The following is an 18060-nucleotide window of genomic DNA, read 5'->3' as shown; positions in this document are numbered from 1 at the left end:
GCGGGTTCAGTCGGTGACACGAAAGGTCGCGTTGACCTTCGTCGGCTGAACCCGCACCACCAGCTCGCCGGGCACGGCGTTGCGCCGCCCGAACTCCGCGGCGCGATCGGCGCCCATGTAGCGGCTGCCGATCCGCGTCGCGATCTCGAGCGAATCCCCGGCATGGTCGTACGTGGTGGCGACGCCCTGCACCTGAACGAACGAAAAGGGCGGGTGTGGATCGTCGACGCACATCGTGACGCGCGAATCCCTGGCCAGGGCACGGCCTTTGGCGCTCTCGGCGCCGGTGTTGAAGACCAGCTGCCCGTTGTCGACGATGAACCACACCGGCGTTACCAGCGGTCGTCCGTCGGCAGCCAAGAACCCCAGCATCGCGGTGCGCGTGCCTTCGGTCAGGAACTCGACGACTTCCGTTGTGAGTTCGGCCATCTCGTCTCTTAGAGCGTCACGATTTCGTAGTCGTTGACCTGACCGATCAGCACGTGCAGCTGATCTTGCGATGAGCCGAGGGTGTGGTCGATCGCGGTCAGACGGGCCGCGTAGTGGCCCACCGGGTATTCGTTGGTCACACCGATGCCGCCGTGCAACTGGATGGCTTCCTGGCTGATGTGGCGACCCGAGCGGCCGATCTGCAGCTTGGCGCGGGCGGCGATCACCGGGTCGAAGTTGCCGTCGGCGACCGAGAGCCCGGCGTAGAGGTTCATGCTGCGGGCCAGCTCCAGCGAGACGTACATGTCGGCGGACCGCTGCGTCAGCGTCTGGAAGGTGTTCAGCGTGACGCCGAACTGCTTGCGCTGCTTCAGGTAATCGGTCGTCAGCCGCAGGGCCTCCTCCATCGCGCCGACCGCTTCGGCGTTCAGTGCGGACTGAATACGGACGATACCGTTGCTGATCGCCGTCGATGCGTCGCCGCCCTCGCCCAGCGGCTCGCCGGCTGCCTTATCGAGGTCGATCTGCGCGCCGCGCTGGCCGTCGAAGGTGCGGTACGGGTGGCGGGTGACGGCTTCACCGTCGACCAGGAACAGGCCGACGCCGCCGTCGGGCAGCTTCGCGCTGACGATCAGGGTGTCGGCGGAGTCGCCGGCCAGTACCGGGTTCTTGTGTCCGGTCAGCACCCACGAATCACCTTGCTGCTCGGCGGTTGTCGCGATGGTGTCGTGCGACGTGCCGCGGGCGCCGGGCTCGAGGTGCGCAAACGCCAGCAGCCGCTCGCCTTCCGCGACCTCGCCGAGCAGTTCCTGCTGGGCCTCGTTGCCGACCTCGGCGATGATCGCGCCGGGGCCGAGCGCCGCGTGGATGACGGGCTCGGGTGCCAGCCGGCGACCGACCTCGGTCAGCACGGTGATCACCTCGAGCTGTCCGGCTTCCTCGGGATCGAAACCCAGTCCCAGAATGCCGGTTTCGGCCAGTTGCTTCCACACCTCGCGGCTCCAGCCGAGGTCGGATTCCACGGCCTTGATCCGGCTTTCGGCGTCGTAGCTGCGCGACAGCAGTTCGCGGGTGGTGTCGCGCAGCAGGGTCTGTTCTTCGCTCAGTTGAAAGTCCATGTCAGTTCCTGCCTTACAAGCCGAGGATGGTCGACGCGATGATGGTCCGCTGAACTTCGTTGCTGCCGCCGTAGATCGACGTCTTGCGGTAGTTCAGGTAATGCGGCGCGCTGTGTTGTGCCCACGACGGCGACGCGATGTCGTTGCCGGCTTCGAACGGCAACGAGTCCGGACCGGCGACCTCGACGAGCAACTCGGTGGCGGCCTGCTGCAACTGGCTGCCGCGCAGCTTCAACACCGACGACGCCGGGTTGGGCTTGCCGTCCACCGAGCTCGTCGCGACCCGCGCCTGGGTGAGTTCCAGTGCCAGCAGCTCGTTTTCGACTTCGGCGAGGCGCGCGGCAAACAGCGTGTCCTTGATCAGACCGTTCTCGTTGGCGCGTTTCTTGACCTCGGCCAGACCGACTTTGGTGCGGCCGACGCCGGCGATGCCGGTGCGCTCGTTGCCCAGCAGGAACTTCGCGTAGCTCCAGCCCTGATTCTCTTCTCCGACAAGCTGATCGGCGGGCACCCGGACGTCTTCGAAGAAGACCTCGTTGACCTCGACGCTGCCGTCGACCAACTTGATCGGGCGCATCGTGATGCCGGGGGTGTCCAGGTCGATCAGCAGGAAGGAGATGCCGGCCTGCTTCTTCGGCGCCTGGGGGTCGGTGCGCACCAGGCAGAAGATCCAGTCGGCGTACTGGCCGAGCGTCGTCCACGTCTTCTGCCCGTTGACGACGTAGGTGTCGCCGTCACGCGTCGCGGTGGTGCGCAGCGAGGCGAGGTCGGAGCCGGCCTCGGGCTCGGAGAACCCTTGGCACCACCAGATGTCGAGTGCGGCCGTCGGCGGCAGGAAGCGCTCCTTGATCTCCTGCGACCCGAACTCGGCGATCACCGGACCGACCATCTTCGCGTTGAAGTTCAGCGGCTCGGGCACCGAGGCGAGCTGCATCTCGTCCAGCCAGATCTGGTGCTGCGTCGTCGTCCAGTCCTTGCCACCCCACTCGACCGGCCAGGACGGCACCGCGAGGCCGTGCTCGTGCAGGATTTTGTGGGTGGAGGTGATGTCGTCGTGGTCGTATGCGCCCTGCCGGGTCCGCTCGCGGACCTCCGCGGGGATCTTCGTCGTGTAGAACTCACGTAGCTCGTCGCGGAACGCGGCTTCGTCCTTGGTGAGCGCCAGTTGCACGGCAGTCTCCTTCGTTGGATCTGTCAGACCTGTACTGAACGGTAACCGGCTGCCCAACCAACCAGTCAGGCGGCTCGGGGCTGAATCGTTAATGCACAGTCACCTGTGGTCCGGTGGGCGTGATTTAGGGCGCATCGCCACCATCACCCTTTGCCGAATCAATCGGCAGCAGGGTGAAGAGCTCCCCGCTGAACTCGGGCCACCGGCTGGTCGAGTCTTGCCGGACGCTGTAAGAGCCGAGCCAACAGCGGTGATCCGCGGGACTGATCCGCACAGCGGAGTTCTTTTCGATCAGCACCGCAGGTGTGGGAAAGAGCGGCCCCGCACAACTGCTCAGGGCGTGTCGCAAACTGTCTTCGGTGACGCCGGGCAGCCTGGGAAGAACAGCCGCGACGATGTCATCACCGACCGGGTCATTGTGGAATGCGGCAATAGCTCCGTCGACGACGAATTCACTGTTCGAGATCGGACGGTGCGATGCGGTCTTCGTCGTGTGCACCGTGATCCGCAACCCGAAATTTTGATTCGGATCGAGGTCCTCGTCGTTTGACACGACCACGAGTCCGTCGGCGTTGGCCTCGCGCAAGGCGAACCACACTGGGCGCGCTGTGTCGGTACCGACGGAGACACGGCGAGGTACGTGGTGCCATTGGGCAAGTGTTCGCCCGGCTCTCCAACTCGTCCACGATCCACCGACGCGATAGCGGTAGTAGTGGAGGTGACCGCTGATCAGGTCGACTGAGCACGGAGGCTCGGGCGGAGCGTCCGTGCCACGCTCGAAACTCAATGCCGTGAAGGAGCCCCGCGGCATGGTCTCGCCGACATTGGTAAAAAGGCTGTTCTCGGTGTCTGTCACGACGGGGCTGCTGCTGTAGTAGTAGCCCGCAATCAATGCGCTCTGCGATACGTCCAATTTCGAAAAAGCTTGTCGCAGATCCGCTTTCAATGCTTTTTGCCAGTCGTCGCGGCTCTCACTGCCGAATTGGATCCGCTTTCCCGTCCAAATTTCGACAGCGCTCGTACTGGCCTGGACGTGGTAAGGGGGCATGGCCGATTATCCCCAGATTGCCATCGATCCACAGCGGCCGGTCGAGAGCGCCGCGACGGCGCCGAGGTGGTGGTGGCTCGCTCTAGCGTCGCCGACATGCGAACAGAACTCCCCGCTGAGCGACTTCAGCGACGACTGAGTGCGCAACCGTCGGCTGACGACGACGACGCTGACGATCCCAACTCGCTCCTACCGAGGTGGGTCCCGGACGCGGCGAAGGACGACGGCTGGCTGGCCAAGGTCCGGGCCGATCCGGGCCGTGCCGGCGCCGTCGCGTTGGCCGTGGTCGCGGCGATCGCCGTGCTGGTCACCATCTTCACGCTGATGCGCGAGCAGCCGGCGCCGGTCTCGTCGGCCAAGCTACCGCCCGTCGACATGGCGGCCACGGCGAGCCGCACGCCCAGCTCCGCCGCACGGGCGAATCAGCCGGTGGTGGTCAGCGTCGTCGGCTTGGTGCACACCCCAGGGCTGGTGACGCTGGCGCCCGGCGCGCGGATCGCCGACGCACTGAAGGCGGCCGGCGGCACGACCGACGGCGCCGACACGATCGGCCTCAACATGGCCCGCCAGGTCGACGACGGCGAGCAGATCGTGGTGGGCATCGCGCCAGCGAAAGGCCAGCCCGCGGTCCTGGGCAGTTCGGTCAGCCCGGGATCGGCCGCGCCCGGCCCGACGAGTTCGGCGTCGCGCCCCGCGAAGGGAGACTCGGCGCAGGTCGTCAACCTCAACACCGCGACCGTGCAGCAGTTGGACACGCTGCCCGGCGTGGGGCCGGTGCGCGCCGCGGCGATCGTGGCGTGGCGGCAGGCCCACGGAAAGTTCAGCAGCGTCGACCAGTTGGGGGAGGTCGAGGGCTTCGGCGCCGCGCGCCTGGAGAAGCTGCGCCCGCTGGTCCGCGTCTGAGGCCGGTGACACAACCGGCGGACATCGCGCCGCGCCTGGATGCGCGTCTGGTTCCGGCGGCGCTGACCAGTTGGCTCGTCACCGCCGCCGGGATCCTTTGGCCGGTCGGCGCGGCACTCGGGTCGCTGTGCTTGGCGGCCGGCGCGTCCGGCGCTCTGCTGTGGCGCTTCGGGCCCCGCCGGGCGCGGACCGTCGGTGTCGGGGTGCTCGCCGCGGGGGTCGTAGGCGCGGGCTTCGGCTGCGCAATCACATTGCGCTCCAACGCAGTTACGCACCACCCGATCCGGTCGGCATTCGGCTCCAGTGCGGAGGTGGCCGTGACGCCGACCGAAAGCGCCAAGCCGGTCGGCCGCGGCCGGCTGTTGTTCCGCGCGACGCTGCGCATGCTCGACGGGCACGAGACTGCCGGGCGAGCAGTGGTTTTCGCGCAGGCGCGTGACTTCGGTGCGGTGATGGTCGGCCAGCCGATGCGATTCCGGGCGCGGGTCACCGCGCCCACCCGTCGCGACCTGAGCGTCGCCGTCATCACCGCGATCGGCGCGCCGACGATGGGTCGTGCCGGGCCGTTGAACCGTGCCGCGTACGCGGCACGGGCCGGGTTCGCGGCCGCAGCTGCCCGGGTGCTGCCTGCCGACCAGGCCGCGATGCTGCCGGCGCTGGTGCTCGGCGACATGTCGGCGGTCACCCCACTCACCGAGCAGGAATTCCGCACCGCGGGGTTGACGCATCTGACCGCGGTGTCGGGCGCCAACGTCACGATCGTCTGCGGGGCGGTGCTGTTCTCGTCGCGACTGATCGGGCCACGGGCGGCGGTCGGGTTGGCGGGCGTGGCGCTGGTGCTGTTCGTCATCGTGGTGCAGCCTTCGGCCAGTGTGCTGCGCGCCGCGGTGATGGGTGCGATCGCGTTGGTGGGGGTGTTGTCGTCGCGGCGTCGGCAGGCGATCCCGGCCCTGGCCGGCACCGTGCTGCTGCTGATGGTGGTGGCGCCGCAGTTGGCCGTCGATGTCGGGTTGGCGTTGTCGGTGGTGGCGACCGCGGCGTTGGTGGTCGTCGCGCCGGTCTGGTCCCGGCGTCTGGTGGCCGCGGGCTGGCCCAAGCCATTGGCCGACGCCGTGTGCGTGGCGTGCGCGGCGCAGCTGGTGACGGCGCCGTTGATCGCCGGCATCTCGGGCCGGTTCAGCGTGGTGTCCGCGGTGGCCAACCTCGCGGTGGCGGCATTGGTCGCACCGATCACCGTGCTGGGCAGCGCCGCGGCGGCGCTGTGCCTGTGCTGGCCGGCCGGCGCGCAGCTGCTGATCCGATTCACCGGCCCGGAGCTGTGGTGGCTGCTGCGGATCGCGCATTGGTCGGCGGGCGTCCCGGGCGCGAGTGTGCCTGTGCCGTCGGGGCTTTCCGGTGCGGTGATCGTCGCTGCCGCGGGACTGTTGACGGTGCTGCTCTGGCGGCGACGATGGTTCCGGGCGGGCCTGGCGCTGGCGGCCTGCGCGCTGTTCGCCTGGTCGCTGGCGGGGCTCGGCGGGCCTGTCGGCCGAACGTGACACCATCATCCGGTGAGCCAGGATTCGACCGTGCATCTCGTGCTGGGTGATGAGCCGCTGCTGGTCGAGCGCGCCGTCGCCGACGTGCTGCGCGCGGCCCGCAAGCGCGCCGGCACCGACGACGTTCCGGTCGACAGGGTTCGCGCCGGCGACGTCGGCGTCTACGAACTCGCCGAACTGCTGAGCCCGTCGCTGTTCGCCGACGAGCGCGTCGTCGTCCTCGAGGCCGCTGGTGAGGCCGGCAAGGAGGCCGCCGACTTGATCGGCAAGGCCGCCTCCGACGTGCCGGCCGGCACCGAACTGGTCGTCGTGCATTCCGGGGGAGGCCGCGCCAAGGCCCTGGCCGCGCAGCTGCAGAGGCTGGGTGCCGAGGTGCACCCCTGCGCCAAGATCACCAAGGCCGGTGAGCGAATCGACTTCGTTCGCAAGGAGTTTCGCGCGCTGAAGGTCAAGATCGACGACGACACCCTGACCGCGCTGCTCGACGCCGTCGGCTCCGATGTACGCGAATTGGCCTCGGCCTGTTCGCAATTGGTCGCGGACACCGGCGGGCACGTCGACGTCGCTGCGGTGCGGCGCTACCACCAGGGCAAGGCCGAGGTGAAGGGCTTCGACATCGCCGACAAAGCGGTCGTGGGCGACGTGGAGGGCGCTGTCGAGGCGCTGCGCTGGGCGATGCTGCGCGGCGAACCGCATGTGGTGCTGGCCGACGCGCTGGCCGAGGCGGTGCACAGCATCGGGCGGGTCGGCTCGCTGTCGGGGGACCCCTACCGGCTGGCTTCGGAATTGGGGATGCCGCCGTGGCGCATCCAGAAGGCGCAGAAGCAGGCGCGGCGCTGGTCGCGCGATTCGGTGGCTACCGCAATGCGATTGGTGGCGGCGCTGAACGCCGACGTGAAAGGGGCCGCGGCCGACGCGGACTACGCGCTGGAGTCGGCGGTGCGAAAGGTTGCGGAGTTAGTCGCCGAGTAGGCGGTACTACTTGCCGAGCTTGTGCAGCGCGTGCGCGAGCGCGGACTTCTTGTTCGCGGCCTGGTTCTTGTGAATGACGCCCTTGCTGGCGGCCTTATCGAGCTTGCGGCTCGTCGACACCAGCAGCTCGGCGGCCTTGTCCTTCTCGCCGGCCTCGGCGGCCTCGCGGAACGCGCGAACGGCCGTACGCAGCGACGACTTCACCGACTTGTTGCGGAGTCGGGCGCGCTCGTTGGTGCGGTTGCGCTTTTGCTGCGACTTGATGTTGGCCACGCGTAATTCCTTCTCAAATGTCTGAGGCTTGTGCTGTCTCGGGTTTGCCGGCGCGCATGCGCGCTTAAGCAGCGACTGCTCAGGGTATCAGTCCGCCATGCGAACTCCCAAAGTCGAGAAGCTGGCCCTGCGGAGCGTGACGATCTGATGCAGCATGGCAGCGTGGCCACCCGAACGAATTCCTCCGAAACCAAGAAACAGAAGCAGTCACAGTCGCAGCACGGCTTTGAGCAGATTTTCGACGGCTATAACGCCACTAACGGCTATTCCGAGGCTTTCGACGAGATGTTCGACGGCCAGGGCAACGTCCGGACGCCGTACAAGGGCATCTACAAGGAACTCGCGCCGTCCAACGCCGACGACCTCGATGACCGCGCCGAGGCGCTGAGCCGGGCGTTCGTCGACCAGGGCATCACCTTCTCGCTGTCCGGGCAGGAGCGGCCGTTCCCGCTGGACCAGGTGCCCCGCGTTATCTCCGCGGCCGAATGGACCAAGCTCGAGCGCGGCCTCGTCCAGCGCGTCCGAGCTCTCGAGGCCTACCTCGACGACATCTACGGCGACCAGGAGATCCTGCGCGACGGGGTTATTCCGCGGCGACTGATCACCTCCTGCGAGCACTTCCACCGGCAGGCCGTCGGCATCCAGCCCCCCAATGGAGTGCGCATCCACGTCGCGGGCATCGACCTGATCAAGGACGAAAAGGGCATCTGGCGGGTGCTCGAGGACAACCTGCGGTCGCCGTCGGGTGTCTCCTACGTGATGGAGAACCGGCGCACGATGGCCCGGGTCTTCCCAAACCTGTTCGCCAGCCACCGCGTCCGCGCGGTCGACGACTACGCCTCGCACCTGCTGCGGGCGCTGCGCAATTCCGCGGCCACCAACGAGGCCGACCCGACGGTCGTCGTGCTGACCCCGGGCGTCTACAACTCGGCGTACTTCGAGCATTCGCTGCTGGCCCGCCAGATGGGCGTCGAGTTGGTCGAGGGCCGCGACCTGTTCTGTCGCGACAACCAGGTCTACATGCGCACCACCGAGGGGGAGCGCCAGGTCGACGTCATCTACCGACGCATCGACGATGTCTTCCTCGACCCGATGCACTTCAAGCCCGACTCGGTGCTCGGTGTCGCGGGCCTGCTCAACGCCGCCCGTGCGGGCAACGTCGTGATCTCCAGCGCCGTCGGCAACGGGGTCGGCGACGACAAGCTCGTCTACACCTACTTACCGACGATCATCGAGTACTACCTCGGCGAGAAGCCGCTGCTGGCCAACGTCGACACCTACCGCTGCTGGTTGGACGACGAGCGTGAAGAGGTGCTCGACCGGGTCGCCGAATTGGTGATCAAGCCCGTCGAAGGCTCCGGCGGCTACGGCATCGTGTTCGGCCCCGAGGCCTCCAACAAGGAACTCAACGCGATCAGCAAGAGCATTCGCGACGACCCGCGCGGCTGGATCGCCCAACCGATGATGCAGCTCTCGACGGTCCCGACCCAGATCGGCGACACGCTCACGCCGCGTTACGTCGACCTGCGGCCGTTCATCGTCAACGACGGCGACGACATCTGGACGCTGCCCGGTGGCCTGACCCGCGTGGCGCTGGTCGAGGGATCCCGGGTGGTGAACTCCAGCCAGGGCGGCGGATCGAAGGACACCTGGGTGCTGGCGTCGAAGACCTCGGCTGAGGACCACGAACTCGGCGCCGCCGAGGTGGTCAAGGCGTTGCCCGCGCCGGTCACCGATGCCGACGAGGAGGCAGCGGAGAAGCCGGGGCAGCAGCAGGAGCAGAAGCAGTCTCAGATGAAAGCGGGCCCACCGGAGCGATCAGGTCAACAGCAGCAACAACAGCAGGCGGTGGTTCGCTGATGCTCGCACGCAACGCAGAGGCGCTGTACTGGATCGGTCGCTATGTCGAGCGCGCCGACCAAACGGCGCGAATCCTCGACGTCACCCTGCACCAGTTGCTGGAAGACTCCAGCGTCGACCCCGACCACACGTCCCGGGTGTTGTTGCAGGTGTTGGGAATTGAAGAGCCCGACGACACGCTGGACCTGTGGTCGCTGACCGATGTCGTCGCGTTCCGGAAAGGCACCCTGGGCGGCGGGAGTTCCATCGTCGACGCCCTCACCGCGGCGCGCGAGAACGCAAGGTCGGCGCGTGAGGTCACCTCCACCGAGACCTGGGAGTGCCTGAACACCACCTACAACGCGATGGGCGAACGTATCCGCGCTGCCAAACGCCTTGGGCCGCATGAGTTCCTGTCGTTCGTCGAGGGGCGCGCGGCGATGTTCGCCGGCCTGGCCGACTCGACGCTGTCCCGCGATGACGGTTACCGGTTCATGATGCTGGGCCGAACGATCGAGCGCGTCGACATGACGGTCCGCATGCTGCTGTCGCGAGTCGGCGACAGCGCAGCGTCACCGGCATGGGTCACCGTGCTGCGGTCCGCGGGTGGCCACGACACCTACCTGCGCACCTATCGTGGCGTGCTGGACGCCAATCGCGTTGTCGAGTTCATCCTGCTCGACCGGCGCTTCCCGCGGTCGATCTTCTATTCGCTGAAGACGGCCGAGCACCAACTCGAAGAACTGGTACGCGACTCGCACGGCAACGTGGGCACGATCTCGGAGGCGCAGCGTCTGTTGGGCCGGGCCCGTAGCGAACTCGAGTTCGTCCGGCCGGGCGTGCTGCTCGAGTCGCTCGAGCGGCGCCTCGCCGGTCTGCAGAAGTCGTGTTTCGACGTGGGAGAAGCGTTGGCAGTGCAGTACTTTCACGCGGTGCCGTGGGTGGCTTGGACCGACGCAGGCTACCGCGATCCACTACCGGTCAAGGCGACGAAACAGGGGAAGAACTGATGTGGCGCATGCGCGTCCTGCACGCGACCGGTTATGCATACCCGTCACCGGCGACGGCCTCCTACAACGAAGCACGGTTGACGCCGCGCTCCGACTCCCGGCAGAACGTCGTCCTCAACCGCGTTGAAACCTTGCCGGCGACAAGGTCGTATCGCTACGTCGACTATTGGGGCACCGCGGTGACGGCGTTCGACCTGCACGCACCGCACACCGAGTTGACGGTGACGTCGGCATCGGTGGTCGAGACCGAGAAGCCCGATCCGCCGGCCAAAGAACTGACCTGGGCGGAACTGGGCAGCGAAGCCGTCCTCGACCGGTACGACGAGGTGCTCACTCCCACCCCGCACACGCCGGCGAGCAAACGCGTTGCGTCCGTTGGCAAGAAGATCGCCAAGGAGCACAAGCCGGCCGACGCCGTCCTCGCCGCATCCGAGTGGGTCCGCAGCGAACTCGACTACGTCAAGGGCAGCACCGGTGTGTCGTCGTCGGGTCTGGACGCGTTGCGTGAAGGCAAGGGCGTCTGCCAGGACTTCGTTCACCTGACGCTGATCGTGTTGCGCGCCATGGGAATTCCAGCGCGCTATGTGTCGGGGTATCACCATCCCCACGCCGACGCCAAGGTCGGGGACACTGTCGACGGACAGAGTCACGCGTGGATCCAGGCCTGGACCGGGGGATGGTGGGACCACGACCCGACCATCGACAGCGCGATCAACGAGCAGTACGTCACGGTCGGTGTCGGGCGTGACTACACCGACGTCTCGCCGCTCAAGGGCATCTACTCCGGGGCGGGTGCGACGGACCTCGACGTGGTCGTCGAAATCACCCGCCTCGCCTGACCTGGCATTTGCGTCGAATTTCGCCAGCTACTTACACGTCGACCGATCTCGCCGTAGCCTGGATGTGAACCTGATCACACTCGGCGGGAGGCTTGATGCGGATAGCAGATGTGTTGCGTGGCAAAGGCGGCACGGTGGTGACGATCAACCCGGACGCGACGGTCGCTGAACTGCTGGCGGGCCTCGCTGACCACAACATCGGCGCCATGATCGTGTCCGGGCCGGACGGTGTCAGCGGCATCGTCTCCGAGCGCGACGTGGTCCGCCAGCTACACAATCACGGAGCATCGGTGCTCTCGCAACCGGTCCAGAAGATCATGACGGCCGTGGTGTCGACCTGTACCAAGGAAGACACCGTCGACAGCCTCACGCTGCTGATGACCGAGAACCGGGTGAGGCACGTGCCGGTGCTCGAGGACGGGGAGCTGATCGGCATCGTCAGCATCGGCGACGTGGTCAAGACGCGGATGCAGGAGCTCGAAAGCGAGCACGAGCAGCTGCAGTCCTACATCACGCAGGGATAGGTCAGCTCCAGGAGTAGTCGCGGCGCAGTCGCGCGGCGACCCGGTCGAAGATGACGCGCTCCACGATCGCGCCCTCGCGCCGGATGCTCTCCTCGGGGACGTCGAGCACCCGGTCCAGGCGCACCCAGCTCGGTTGGCCCTCGCCGTCCCAGGCGCCGCTGCCGATGCCCACCCAGCTGCGGTCGGTGTCGTGGCGTTCCTGGCTCGACATCATCAGTCCGAGCAGCGTTGCGCGGTCGCGGCCGACGACCAGTACCGGGCGGTCCTTGCCGCGGGTCGGGTCTTCCTCGTAGGTCACCCATGTCCACACGACCTCGCCCGGGTCGGCGCGACCGTCCAGGTCGGGGGCGTAGACGATCCGGCGGGCGCGGTGGGCCGTGGGGACGCTGGTTCGGGTCACCGGGCGTCCGGCAGTGATCTCGGCCGGCGCTTCGGGCGCGGTGCCGGCCAAGACGTCGAGCCCAATCTTGATGCCGCGCTGGATCGATGGTGACTGTTGCAGCTGCCGGACCAACTTCGGCGCCTCGTTGAACACCAGATGCTCAGCCAGCCGCTGGAAGGTTCTCCACTGTGACGGCATCTAGACAGCGTAGGCCGGAACTGGGAGCCGGTGCCTGTCATGCGGGCCGACGCTGGCCGGCGAGCAGGAGTTTCCGGGCGCTGGTGGCGGAACAGTGCAGCGGAACCCACCAATACGCGGCGAAGTTTGGTGGATCTCAAGACTCAGATCGAAAACCGCGTTCCTATCAGATTCTTAGCTATCTATCCCGGCGCGCTCGCTGTCTCTCAGCTTGATCCCCGCGGATAACGCTAGAGCGCTGCGCGCCGCGCTACGACGCCTCGGCGTCTTGTCACCGCCTTAAGCTGCATATTTGCTCTGTACACGAGCCTAATAACGCGCACCTAGTACGAACGTATGAAACGCAAATATTTCTTGTCCAAATGCTGTTGAAGTACATACAAACTTGTTATGTTCCTCTCAGGTTTTCACCAAGGGGGAGCTTTGGGGGGACCTCCGGCGGTACGCCCGAATCGTCGGCAGACATCTTGGAAGGCAACATCCATGGACATTCGCAAAATCGCCGTCGCCGCCGGCTTCGCGTGCGGCGCGACTCTGGCTTTCGCGCCTCTGGCTCAAGCGGACCTCGGCGACACCGTAAGCAGCACCCTCGCCGGGGAAGTCGGTATTCAGAACTCGCTCTTTGAGACATACGCGGCGCTTGGTGGCGTCACGGACGTCGTCAAGGGTGGCGCCGCCGGTGTCTACGATCACCTGGGCGACCTGAGCAAAGACGCACCTCAGTTGTTCCCCGGGACGTCGACCCTTGGTGAAGTCACCCCTCTGGAGTCCTACATCTACGGCACCAACCCGATCCTGGCGGGAATTTCCGACACCACCGGGCCGTACAATGAGTTCAATGGCGCCCTGACCCAGTTCTACGACGCCTACAACGTGTACGCCTTCGCAGCTGCAAATAATGGCGCGTTGGATACCAATGTCGGTGATTACCTCGGGTCGACCTCGACGATCACCCACGCGCTCGACACCGGGAGCATTGCTGGCGCAGCTCAGTACTTCTATAATTTCGGTCTCGGCGACCTGAATGGTTTCGACGCGAACTTTGCTCCGTCAGCGACCGCTGACGGAGGCATCCTCCCCACCATTTCCGGCGAGATCACCAGCCTGAACAGCATGTTCGAGTTCGATGGCCGGCTGGCCGACGTCTACAACGACATTGTGCCGAACATCAACTCGGTGCCGGGCATCTACACGGGCTTTGACACCATCGACCCGACCAAAGTCACTGACAGCTTCGAGTCCCTCGTATTCGGGGCGGCCGGTGCCAGCGGTGACCCGGGGTCATACGACGTCCTCAATGGAGCTCTGACCGAGTTCTTCAACGCGGACAATGTCGGACTCTTCTCGTTGTTGAACGGCGGCGACCTCATTTCGCCCGACCTCATCTTCGGCACTCACGATCTGGTGAGCGGCGCTACTGACACGGTCGCAAGCGCGATAAGCGGATATCTCCAGCTTGGCTTGAGCGATCTGGTGGGCTACTTCCTGCCGGCGATGACTGGCTAGTTCCGCGCTCCAAAACGAAACCCCCGGACCCACCGTCCGGGGGTTTCGTTTTGGCCGATCCACTCTTAACGCGGGCGGGCAGTGAGTCGCGGTCAGTAGACGACCAGGTCGCAGGGACCCGGGTGCGCGTCGGGGCGGCATCCGCCGCGCCGCCGAGGTCAGGGGCTTCCTTGAACTAGTGCCCGCAGATGCACGTTTCGCGGTGACCGTCCATCGCCGGATTGTTGCCGACGGCCGAAGATATGTGAATTAAATTTGGGGTGAACCGATGGTTCGACGGAGCTCTGTGGGCGTCTAGCAGCCGTTACGAGTGAATCTTATTTATTTATTACAAATTCCTTTCGGTAAGTAGAGTCAATTGTTATGTTCCTCTCAGGTTTCCAACAGCGGGGTCAGGCGTCGGCAGCCTGTGTTGGGGGGGACCTCCGGCGGTACGCCCGAACCGCTGGCAGGAAATCCTGAGGGGACAACGCATGAAAATTCGTCAGACAGCCACTATCGCCGGTCTCGCGACCGGAGCAGCCATCGCATTCGCGCCTTTAGCAACGGCGGCGCCCACCGACCTCATCGACTTCGACGCGATCAACGCCAGCCAGATCTCGTCGCTGAACTCGTTCTTTGAGTTCGGGGCCCTGTTTTCAGGGGTTCCAGACACCGCGTACACCGCCGACGTCACCACCGGCGGCTTCGACGTCCTTACCCCGGCCGGCGTTGCCGAGTACGCGCCGCTATTGACCGACCCCTCGCAAGCGGACGAGCTGACCCCGTTTCTTTACTTCCTTTACGGCGTCAATCCGATCGAGGCCGGAATCTCGACAGGAGCATCCGGCAGCTACAACGTCCTCAACGGCGCGCTGATCAATTTCGCAGACTCGTCGAATGCCTCGTTGTTCGCGCTGTTCAACCCAGGCGAAGAATTCACCCGGGACATCTTCATCGGCTCGGACCCGAACATCACGGCCGCATTAGCAGCGGACGACCCAGCCTCGTGGTTCTTCGACCGCGGCGTCGGCAACCTGGCCGGGTACTTCGGCCTTGACCTCTCCGCACTTCAGGGCGCGGACGCCAGTAGCGCAGCCGCCGAAGCTCCCGACTTCAGCGACGTTCTCAGCTCGCAGGTCGCCAGCCTCAACGGCATCTTCAACGCGGCTGCGGGTCTCGCGGGGGTATCTGATGACGTCGTGCCTGGCATGGGTGACCTGCCGTTCGACACCATCGCCACCAACGACGCCAACGACATCTTCACCTCGCTGATCTTCGGCCTCAACCCGGAGAACATCGCCGACGACGGAGTCATCGGCTCCTACCACGTGCTCAACGGTGCGCTGACGCAGTTCGCCGATGCGTACAACGTCGGCCTGTACGCGCTGTTCACCGGCGGCGATCTGGTGCCCACCGAAAGCTACGGCGACTTCCTGTTCGGCGCCGAGACCTCCATCCTCGATGCCATCGGTGGAGATGCCACGGTTTTCAGTGCCATCGGCGATTTCCTTACCAATGGCTTCAATGACCTTCTGGGCTACTTCGACCCGACTGCGCTGCTCGGCGCGATCGGCTAAATCGCTCCAAAACGAAACCCCCGGACCCACCGTCCGGGGGTTTCGTTTTGGCCGACCCGACCACGATTGTGCTGGGGCGCCGGTCGCTCGATACGCTGGTAGCGCCAAACCCCGGCTTCACCAGGAGATTCCCATCAGCAGTTTCGCCGACAAGACCTTCACCGCGCCGGCGCAGATTCGGAACTTCTGCATCATCGCCCACATCGACCATGGCAAGTCCACGCTGGCCGACCGGATGCTGCAGCTGACCGGCGTCGTCGACGAGCGGTCGATGCGCGCCCAGTACCTCGACCGGATGGATATCGAGCGCGAGCGCGGCATCACCATCAAGGCGCAGAACGTCCGCCTGCCCTGGGAGGTCAATGGCGAGCAGTTCGTCCTGCACCTGATCGACACCCCGGGGCACGTCGACTTCACCTATGAGGTGTCCCGCGCGCTGGAAGCCTGCGAAGGTGCGGTGTTGTTGGTCGACGCCGCCCAGGGCATCGAGGCGCAGACGCTGGCCAACCTCTACCTGGCGCTGGATCGCGATCTGCACATCATCCCGGTGCTCAACAAGATCGACCTGCCCGCCGCCGACCCCGAGCGCTACGCCGGCGAGATCGCCCACATCATCGGCTGCGAGCCGAGCGACGTGCTGCGCGTCTCGGGCAAGACGGGGGAGGGTGTCGCCGACCTGCTCGACCACGTCGTACGCGAAGTCCCGCCGCCCACCGGCGACCCGATGGCCCCAACGCGCGCAATGATTTTCGACTCCGTCTACGACATCTACCGCGGCGTGGTCACCTACGTCCGTGTCGTCGACGGCAAGATCGTTCCGCGCGAACGCATTCAGATGATGTCCACCGGCGCGACCCACGAACTGCTCGAGGTCGGCATCGTCTCACCCGAACCGAAAGCCTCGGTGGGCCTGGGTGTCGGCGAGGTCGGCTACCTCATCACCGGCGTGAAGGACGTGCGCCAGTCAAAGGTCGGTGACACCGTCACCACCCAGCGCCATGGTGCGACGGAAGCGCTCACCGGATACCGGGAGCCGCGGCCGATGGTCTACTCCGGGCTGTATCCCGTTGACGGGTCGGACTATCCAGACCTGCGCGATGCGCTCGACAAGCTGCAACTCAACGACGCCGCCCTGACCTACGAGCCGGAAACCTCGGTGGCGCTGGGCTTCGGCTATCGCTGCGGCTTCCTCGGCCTGCTGCACATGGAGATCACCCGCGAGCGCCTCGAACGCGAATTCGACCTCGACCTGATCTCCACCTCACCGAACGTCGTCTACCGGGTGGAGAAGGAAGACAACACCGAGGTCATCGTCACCAATCCATCGGACTGGCCAGAAGGCAAGGTGCGCACGGTGTTCGAGCCGGTCGTCAAGACGACGGTGATCGCCCCGAGCGAGTTCATCGGCACCATCATGGAACTCTGCCAGTCGCGCCGCGGCGAACTCGGCGGCATGGACTACCTGTCACCCGAGCGCGTCGAACTCCGCTACACAATGCCGTTGGGCGAGATCATCTTCGACTTCTTCGACTCGCTGAAGTCGCGCACCCGCGGTTACGCCAGTCTCGACTACGAGGAGGCCGGCGAGCAGGAAGCCTCCCTAGTCAAGGTCGACATCCTGCTGCAGGGCGAGGCCGTCGACGCTTTCAGCGCGATCGTGCATAAGGACGGCGCCGCGGCCTACGGCAATAAGATGACCACCCGGCTCAAGGAACTCATCCCACGCCAGCAGTTCGAGGTTCCGGTGCAGGCCGCGATCGGGTCGAAAATCATTGCGCGCGAGAATATTCGCGCCATCCGCAAAGACGTTCTCTCCAAGTGCTACGGCGGCGACATCACCCGAAAGCGCAAACTGCTCGAAAAGCAGAAGGAAGGCAAGAAGCGGATGAAGACCATCGGCCGGGTCGACGTGCCTCAGGAGGCGTTCGTCGCCGCGCTGTCGACGGACTCCGCCGGAGACAAAGGCAACAAAAAATAGCCATGCGCGGGTTCAGGCTGGCGGTGACGTTCGCGGTGGCAGCCGTGCTCGCTGCGGGCTGTGGGCCGGTGGTCGCCGGGACAGCGAAGCCGGCACCGAATCTCAAGCCGAAGCCGTTGTCCGGCAAGGTCGTCGAGCATGTCCTGCTCAGCGGCAAGACTTTGACGCGGATGCTGGGCCAGCCGTTCGTCGGGCGCCAGCCCGCGCAGTTCGGCGGTCCGGAGAAGCTCGATCGACGGGAGGCTCCACCGGAGTCGACGGATTGCCTCGGTGTGACGGCCATGCTGCAGAAGAGCGTGTACGACTCCGACAACATCACCAACGTCGCCTCGGTGTCGTGGTGGAACGACGGCGATCCGGCTCAGGTCATCAGCGTGATGGAGGGCGTGGTCGCCCTACCGTCGGCGGCGGAGGCGCAGGAGCTGTTCACGAAGATCTCCGGGAAGTGGCCGCAGTGCAAGGGCCAGACGACGACCGAAGAAGCCGGACCCATCACCACGACGACGGTGATAGACGATGTGCGAACCCTGGATTCCGTTGTCGCGGCATCGAATACCGCCACCGCCACATTGCCCAACATGCCTTCGCTGACCCCGACTCCGCAAGCCCGCGCCATCGGCGTACGGCTGAACTGCATCGTGGAAGTCGATATGGTCTTCTTCGGCGAGCGGACCCCGCAGGATCCGGGGTCGGCCAAGCCGGACGTCAGCGCGATCGACGTCGCGCACGCAATGATGGAGAAGGTCAGCAATCTCAGCTGATCCCGGGAGGCC

At 65.8% G+C, this 18060-nt stretch carries 17 protein-coding genes; 11 read left to right on the top strand and 6 right to left on the bottom strand.

Going from position 1 to position 18060, the window contains the following annotated elements; all coding sequences use genetic code 11:
- Positions 1-6 precede the first annotated feature (6 nt).
- The 4 genes from PT015_RS08390 to PT015_RS08375 all read right to left on the bottom strand — a co-directional run bounded on the left by PT015_RS08390 (position 7) and on the right by PT015_RS08375 (position 3766).
- Complete coding sequence (locus tag PT015_RS08390; protein WP_285190172.1) at positions 7-429, bottom strand: PPOX class F420-dependent oxidoreductase; 423 nt, start codon at positions 427-429, stop codon at positions 7-9.
- Between the two features lie 8 nt (positions 430-437).
- Entirely contained in the window at positions 438-1547 is a 1110-nt protein-coding gene (locus PT015_RS08385; protein ID WP_285190171.1) for an acyl-CoA dehydrogenase family protein, read from the bottom strand.
- 13 nt (positions 1548-1560) lie between these two features.
- Positions 1561-2718, bottom strand: a complete 1158-nt coding sequence (locus tag PT015_RS08380) for an acyl-CoA dehydrogenase family protein (protein ID WP_285190170.1) — start codon at positions 2716-2718, stop codon at positions 1561-1563.
- 124 nt (positions 2719-2842) lie between these two features.
- Positions 2843-3766, bottom strand: coding sequence for a hypothetical protein (locus PT015_RS08375; protein WP_285190169.1), 924 nt, complete (start codon positions 3764-3766; stop codon positions 2843-2845).
- A gap of 96 nt (positions 3767-3862) precedes the next feature.
- Here PT015_RS08375 and PT015_RS08370 point away from each other — a divergent pair, with 96 nt between their 5' ends.
- Genes PT015_RS08370 through holA form a run of 3 tightly spaced genes read left to right on the top strand, consistent with a single transcriptional unit; the run spans position 3863 to position 7179 of the window.
- Positions 3863-4669: a helix-hairpin-helix domain-containing protein gene (locus tag PT015_RS08370; protein ID WP_285190168.1), complete on the top strand. Its 807-nt coding sequence runs from the start codon at positions 3863-3865 to the stop codon at positions 4667-4669.
- A gap of 23 nt (positions 4670-4692) precedes the next feature.
- Positions 4693-6207 carry a ComEC/Rec2 family competence protein gene (locus PT015_RS08365; RefSeq protein WP_390888010.1) on the top strand — a complete coding sequence of 505 codons (1515 nt, stop codon included), beginning with the start codon at positions 4693-4695 and terminating at the stop codon, positions 6205-6207.
- A 30-nt stretch (positions 6208-6237) separates the two neighbouring features.
- Positions 6238-7179: a DNA polymerase III subunit delta gene (gene holA / locus PT015_RS08360; RefSeq protein ID WP_285190999.1), complete on the top strand. Its 942-nt coding sequence runs from the start codon at positions 6238-6240 to the stop codon at positions 7177-7179.
- 6 nt (positions 7180-7185) lie between these two features.
- Here holA and rpsT read toward each other — a convergent pair whose 3' ends face one another.
- Entirely contained in the window at positions 7186-7452 is a 267-nt protein-coding gene (rpsT, locus tag PT015_RS08355) for a 30S ribosomal protein S20 (protein WP_285190166.1), read from the bottom strand.
- 285 nt (positions 7453-7737) lie between these two features.
- Between rpsT and PT015_RS08350 the strand changes: the two genes are divergently transcribed.
- From PT015_RS08350 to PT015_RS08335, 4 genes are all read left to right on the top strand, one after another.
- Entirely contained in the window at positions 7738-9312 is a 1575-nt protein-coding gene (locus PT015_RS08350; RefSeq protein WP_390888009.1) for a circularly permuted type 2 ATP-grasp protein, read from the top strand.
- The gene (locus PT015_RS08345; protein WP_285190164.1) at positions 9312-10301 is read left to right on the top strand and encodes an alpha-E domain-containing protein; all 990 of its coding nucleotides are present in this window, start codon (positions 9312-9314) and stop codon (positions 10299-10301) included. The genes PT015_RS08350 and PT015_RS08345 overlap by 1 nt, the downstream gene beginning before the upstream one ends.
- On the top strand, positions 10301-11140 hold the full coding sequence (locus tag PT015_RS08340) for a transglutaminase family protein (protein ID WP_285190163.1): 840 nt from the start codon (positions 10301-10303) through the stop codon (positions 11138-11140). The genes PT015_RS08345 and PT015_RS08340 overlap by 1 nt, the downstream gene beginning before the upstream one ends.
- Before the next feature lie 95 nt (positions 11141-11235).
- Positions 11236-11664, top strand: a complete 429-nt coding sequence (locus PT015_RS08335; protein ID WP_285190162.1) for a CBS domain-containing protein — start codon at positions 11236-11238, stop codon at positions 11662-11664.
- Position 11665: 1 nt separating this feature from the next.
- Here PT015_RS08335 and PT015_RS08330 read toward each other — a convergent pair whose 3' ends face one another.
- The gene (locus PT015_RS08330) at positions 11666-12244 is read right to left on the bottom strand and encodes a type II toxin-antitoxin system PemK/MazF family toxin (protein ID WP_285190161.1); all 579 of its coding nucleotides are present in this window, start codon (positions 12242-12244) and stop codon (positions 11666-11668) included.
- Positions 12245-12727: 483 nt separating this feature from the next.
- On the opposite strand from PT015_RS08330, the gene PT015_RS08325 reads away from it, so the two are divergent.
- From PT015_RS08325 to PT015_RS08310, 4 genes are all read left to right on the top strand, one after another.
- A complete protein-coding gene (locus PT015_RS08325) occupies positions 12728-13750 on the top strand; it encodes a hypothetical protein (protein ID WP_285190159.1) in 1023 nt (340 codons plus the stop codon).
- Between the two features lie 473 nt (positions 13751-14223).
- Positions 14224-15309: a hypothetical protein gene (locus PT015_RS08320; RefSeq protein ID WP_285190158.1), complete on the top strand. Its 1086-nt coding sequence runs from the start codon at positions 14224-14226 to the stop codon at positions 15307-15309.
- A gap of 127 nt (positions 15310-15436) precedes the next feature.
- The gene (lepA, locus tag PT015_RS08315) at positions 15437-17287 is read left to right on the top strand and encodes a translation elongation factor 4 (RefSeq protein ID WP_285190998.1); all 1851 of its coding nucleotides are present in this window, start codon (positions 15437-15439) and stop codon (positions 17285-17287) included.
- 2 nt (positions 17288-17289) lie between these two features.
- Positions 17290-18048, top strand: coding sequence for a sensor domain-containing protein (locus PT015_RS08310; RefSeq protein WP_285190157.1), 759 nt, complete (start codon positions 17290-17292; stop codon positions 18046-18048).
- Positions 18049-18060 lie beyond the last annotated feature (12 nt).

The organism is Candidatus Mycobacterium wuenschmannii (genome assembly GCF_030252325.1).
Taxonomy (GTDB): domain Bacteria; phylum Actinomycetota; class Actinomycetes; order Mycobacteriales; family Mycobacteriaceae; genus Mycobacterium; species Mycobacterium wuenschmannii.
This window is presented reverse-complemented; position numbering and strand designations above follow the sequence as displayed.

What these genes read in the sequence shown, in the direction of transcription:
- PT015_RS08390 (WP_285190172.1), bottom strand. Translation starts at nt 429, where the DNA reads ATGGCCGAACTCACAACGGAAGTCGTCGAGTTCCTGACCGAAGGCACG.
- PT015_RS08385 (WP_285190171.1), bottom strand. Translation starts at nt 1,547, where the DNA reads ATGGACTTTCAACTGAGCGAAGAACAGACCCTGCTGCGCGACACCACC.
- PT015_RS08375 (WP_285190169.1), bottom strand. Translation starts at nt 3,766, where the DNA reads ATGCCCCCTTACCACGTCCAGGCCAGTACGAGCGCTGTCGAAATTTGG.
- PT015_RS08370 (WP_285190168.1), top strand. Translation starts at nt 3,863, where the DNA reads ATGCGAACAGAACTCCCCGCTGAGCGACTTCAGCGACGACTGAGTGCG.
- PT015_RS08350 (WP_390888009.1), top strand. Translation starts at nt 7,738, where the DNA reads ATGTTCGACGGCCAGGGCAACGTCCGGACGCCGTACAAGGGCATCTAC.
- PT015_RS08345 (WP_285190164.1), top strand. Translation starts at nt 9,312, where the DNA reads ATGCTCGCACGCAACGCAGAGGCGCTGTACTGGATCGGTCGCTATGTC.
- PT015_RS08340 (WP_285190163.1), top strand. Translation starts at nt 10,301, where the DNA reads ATGTGGCGCATGCGCGTCCTGCACGCGACCGGTTATGCATACCCGTCA.
- PT015_RS08335 (WP_285190162.1), top strand. Translation starts at nt 11,236, where the DNA reads ATGCGGATAGCAGATGTGTTGCGTGGCAAAGGCGGCACGGTGGTGACG.
- PT015_RS08330 (WP_285190161.1), bottom strand. Translation starts at nt 12,244, where the DNA reads ATGCCGTCACAGTGGAGAACCTTCCAGCGGCTGGCTGAGCATCTGGTG.
- PT015_RS08325 (WP_285190159.1), top strand. Translation starts at nt 12,728, where the DNA reads ATGGACATTCGCAAAATCGCCGTCGCCGCCGGCTTCGCGTGCGGCGCG.
- PT015_RS08320 (WP_285190158.1), top strand. Translation starts at nt 14,224, where the DNA reads ATGAAAATTCGTCAGACAGCCACTATCGCCGGTCTCGCGACCGGAGCA.
- PT015_RS08310 (WP_285190157.1), top strand. Translation starts at nt 17,290, where the DNA reads ATGCGCGGGTTCAGGCTGGCGGTGACGTTCGCGGTGGCAGCCGTGCTC.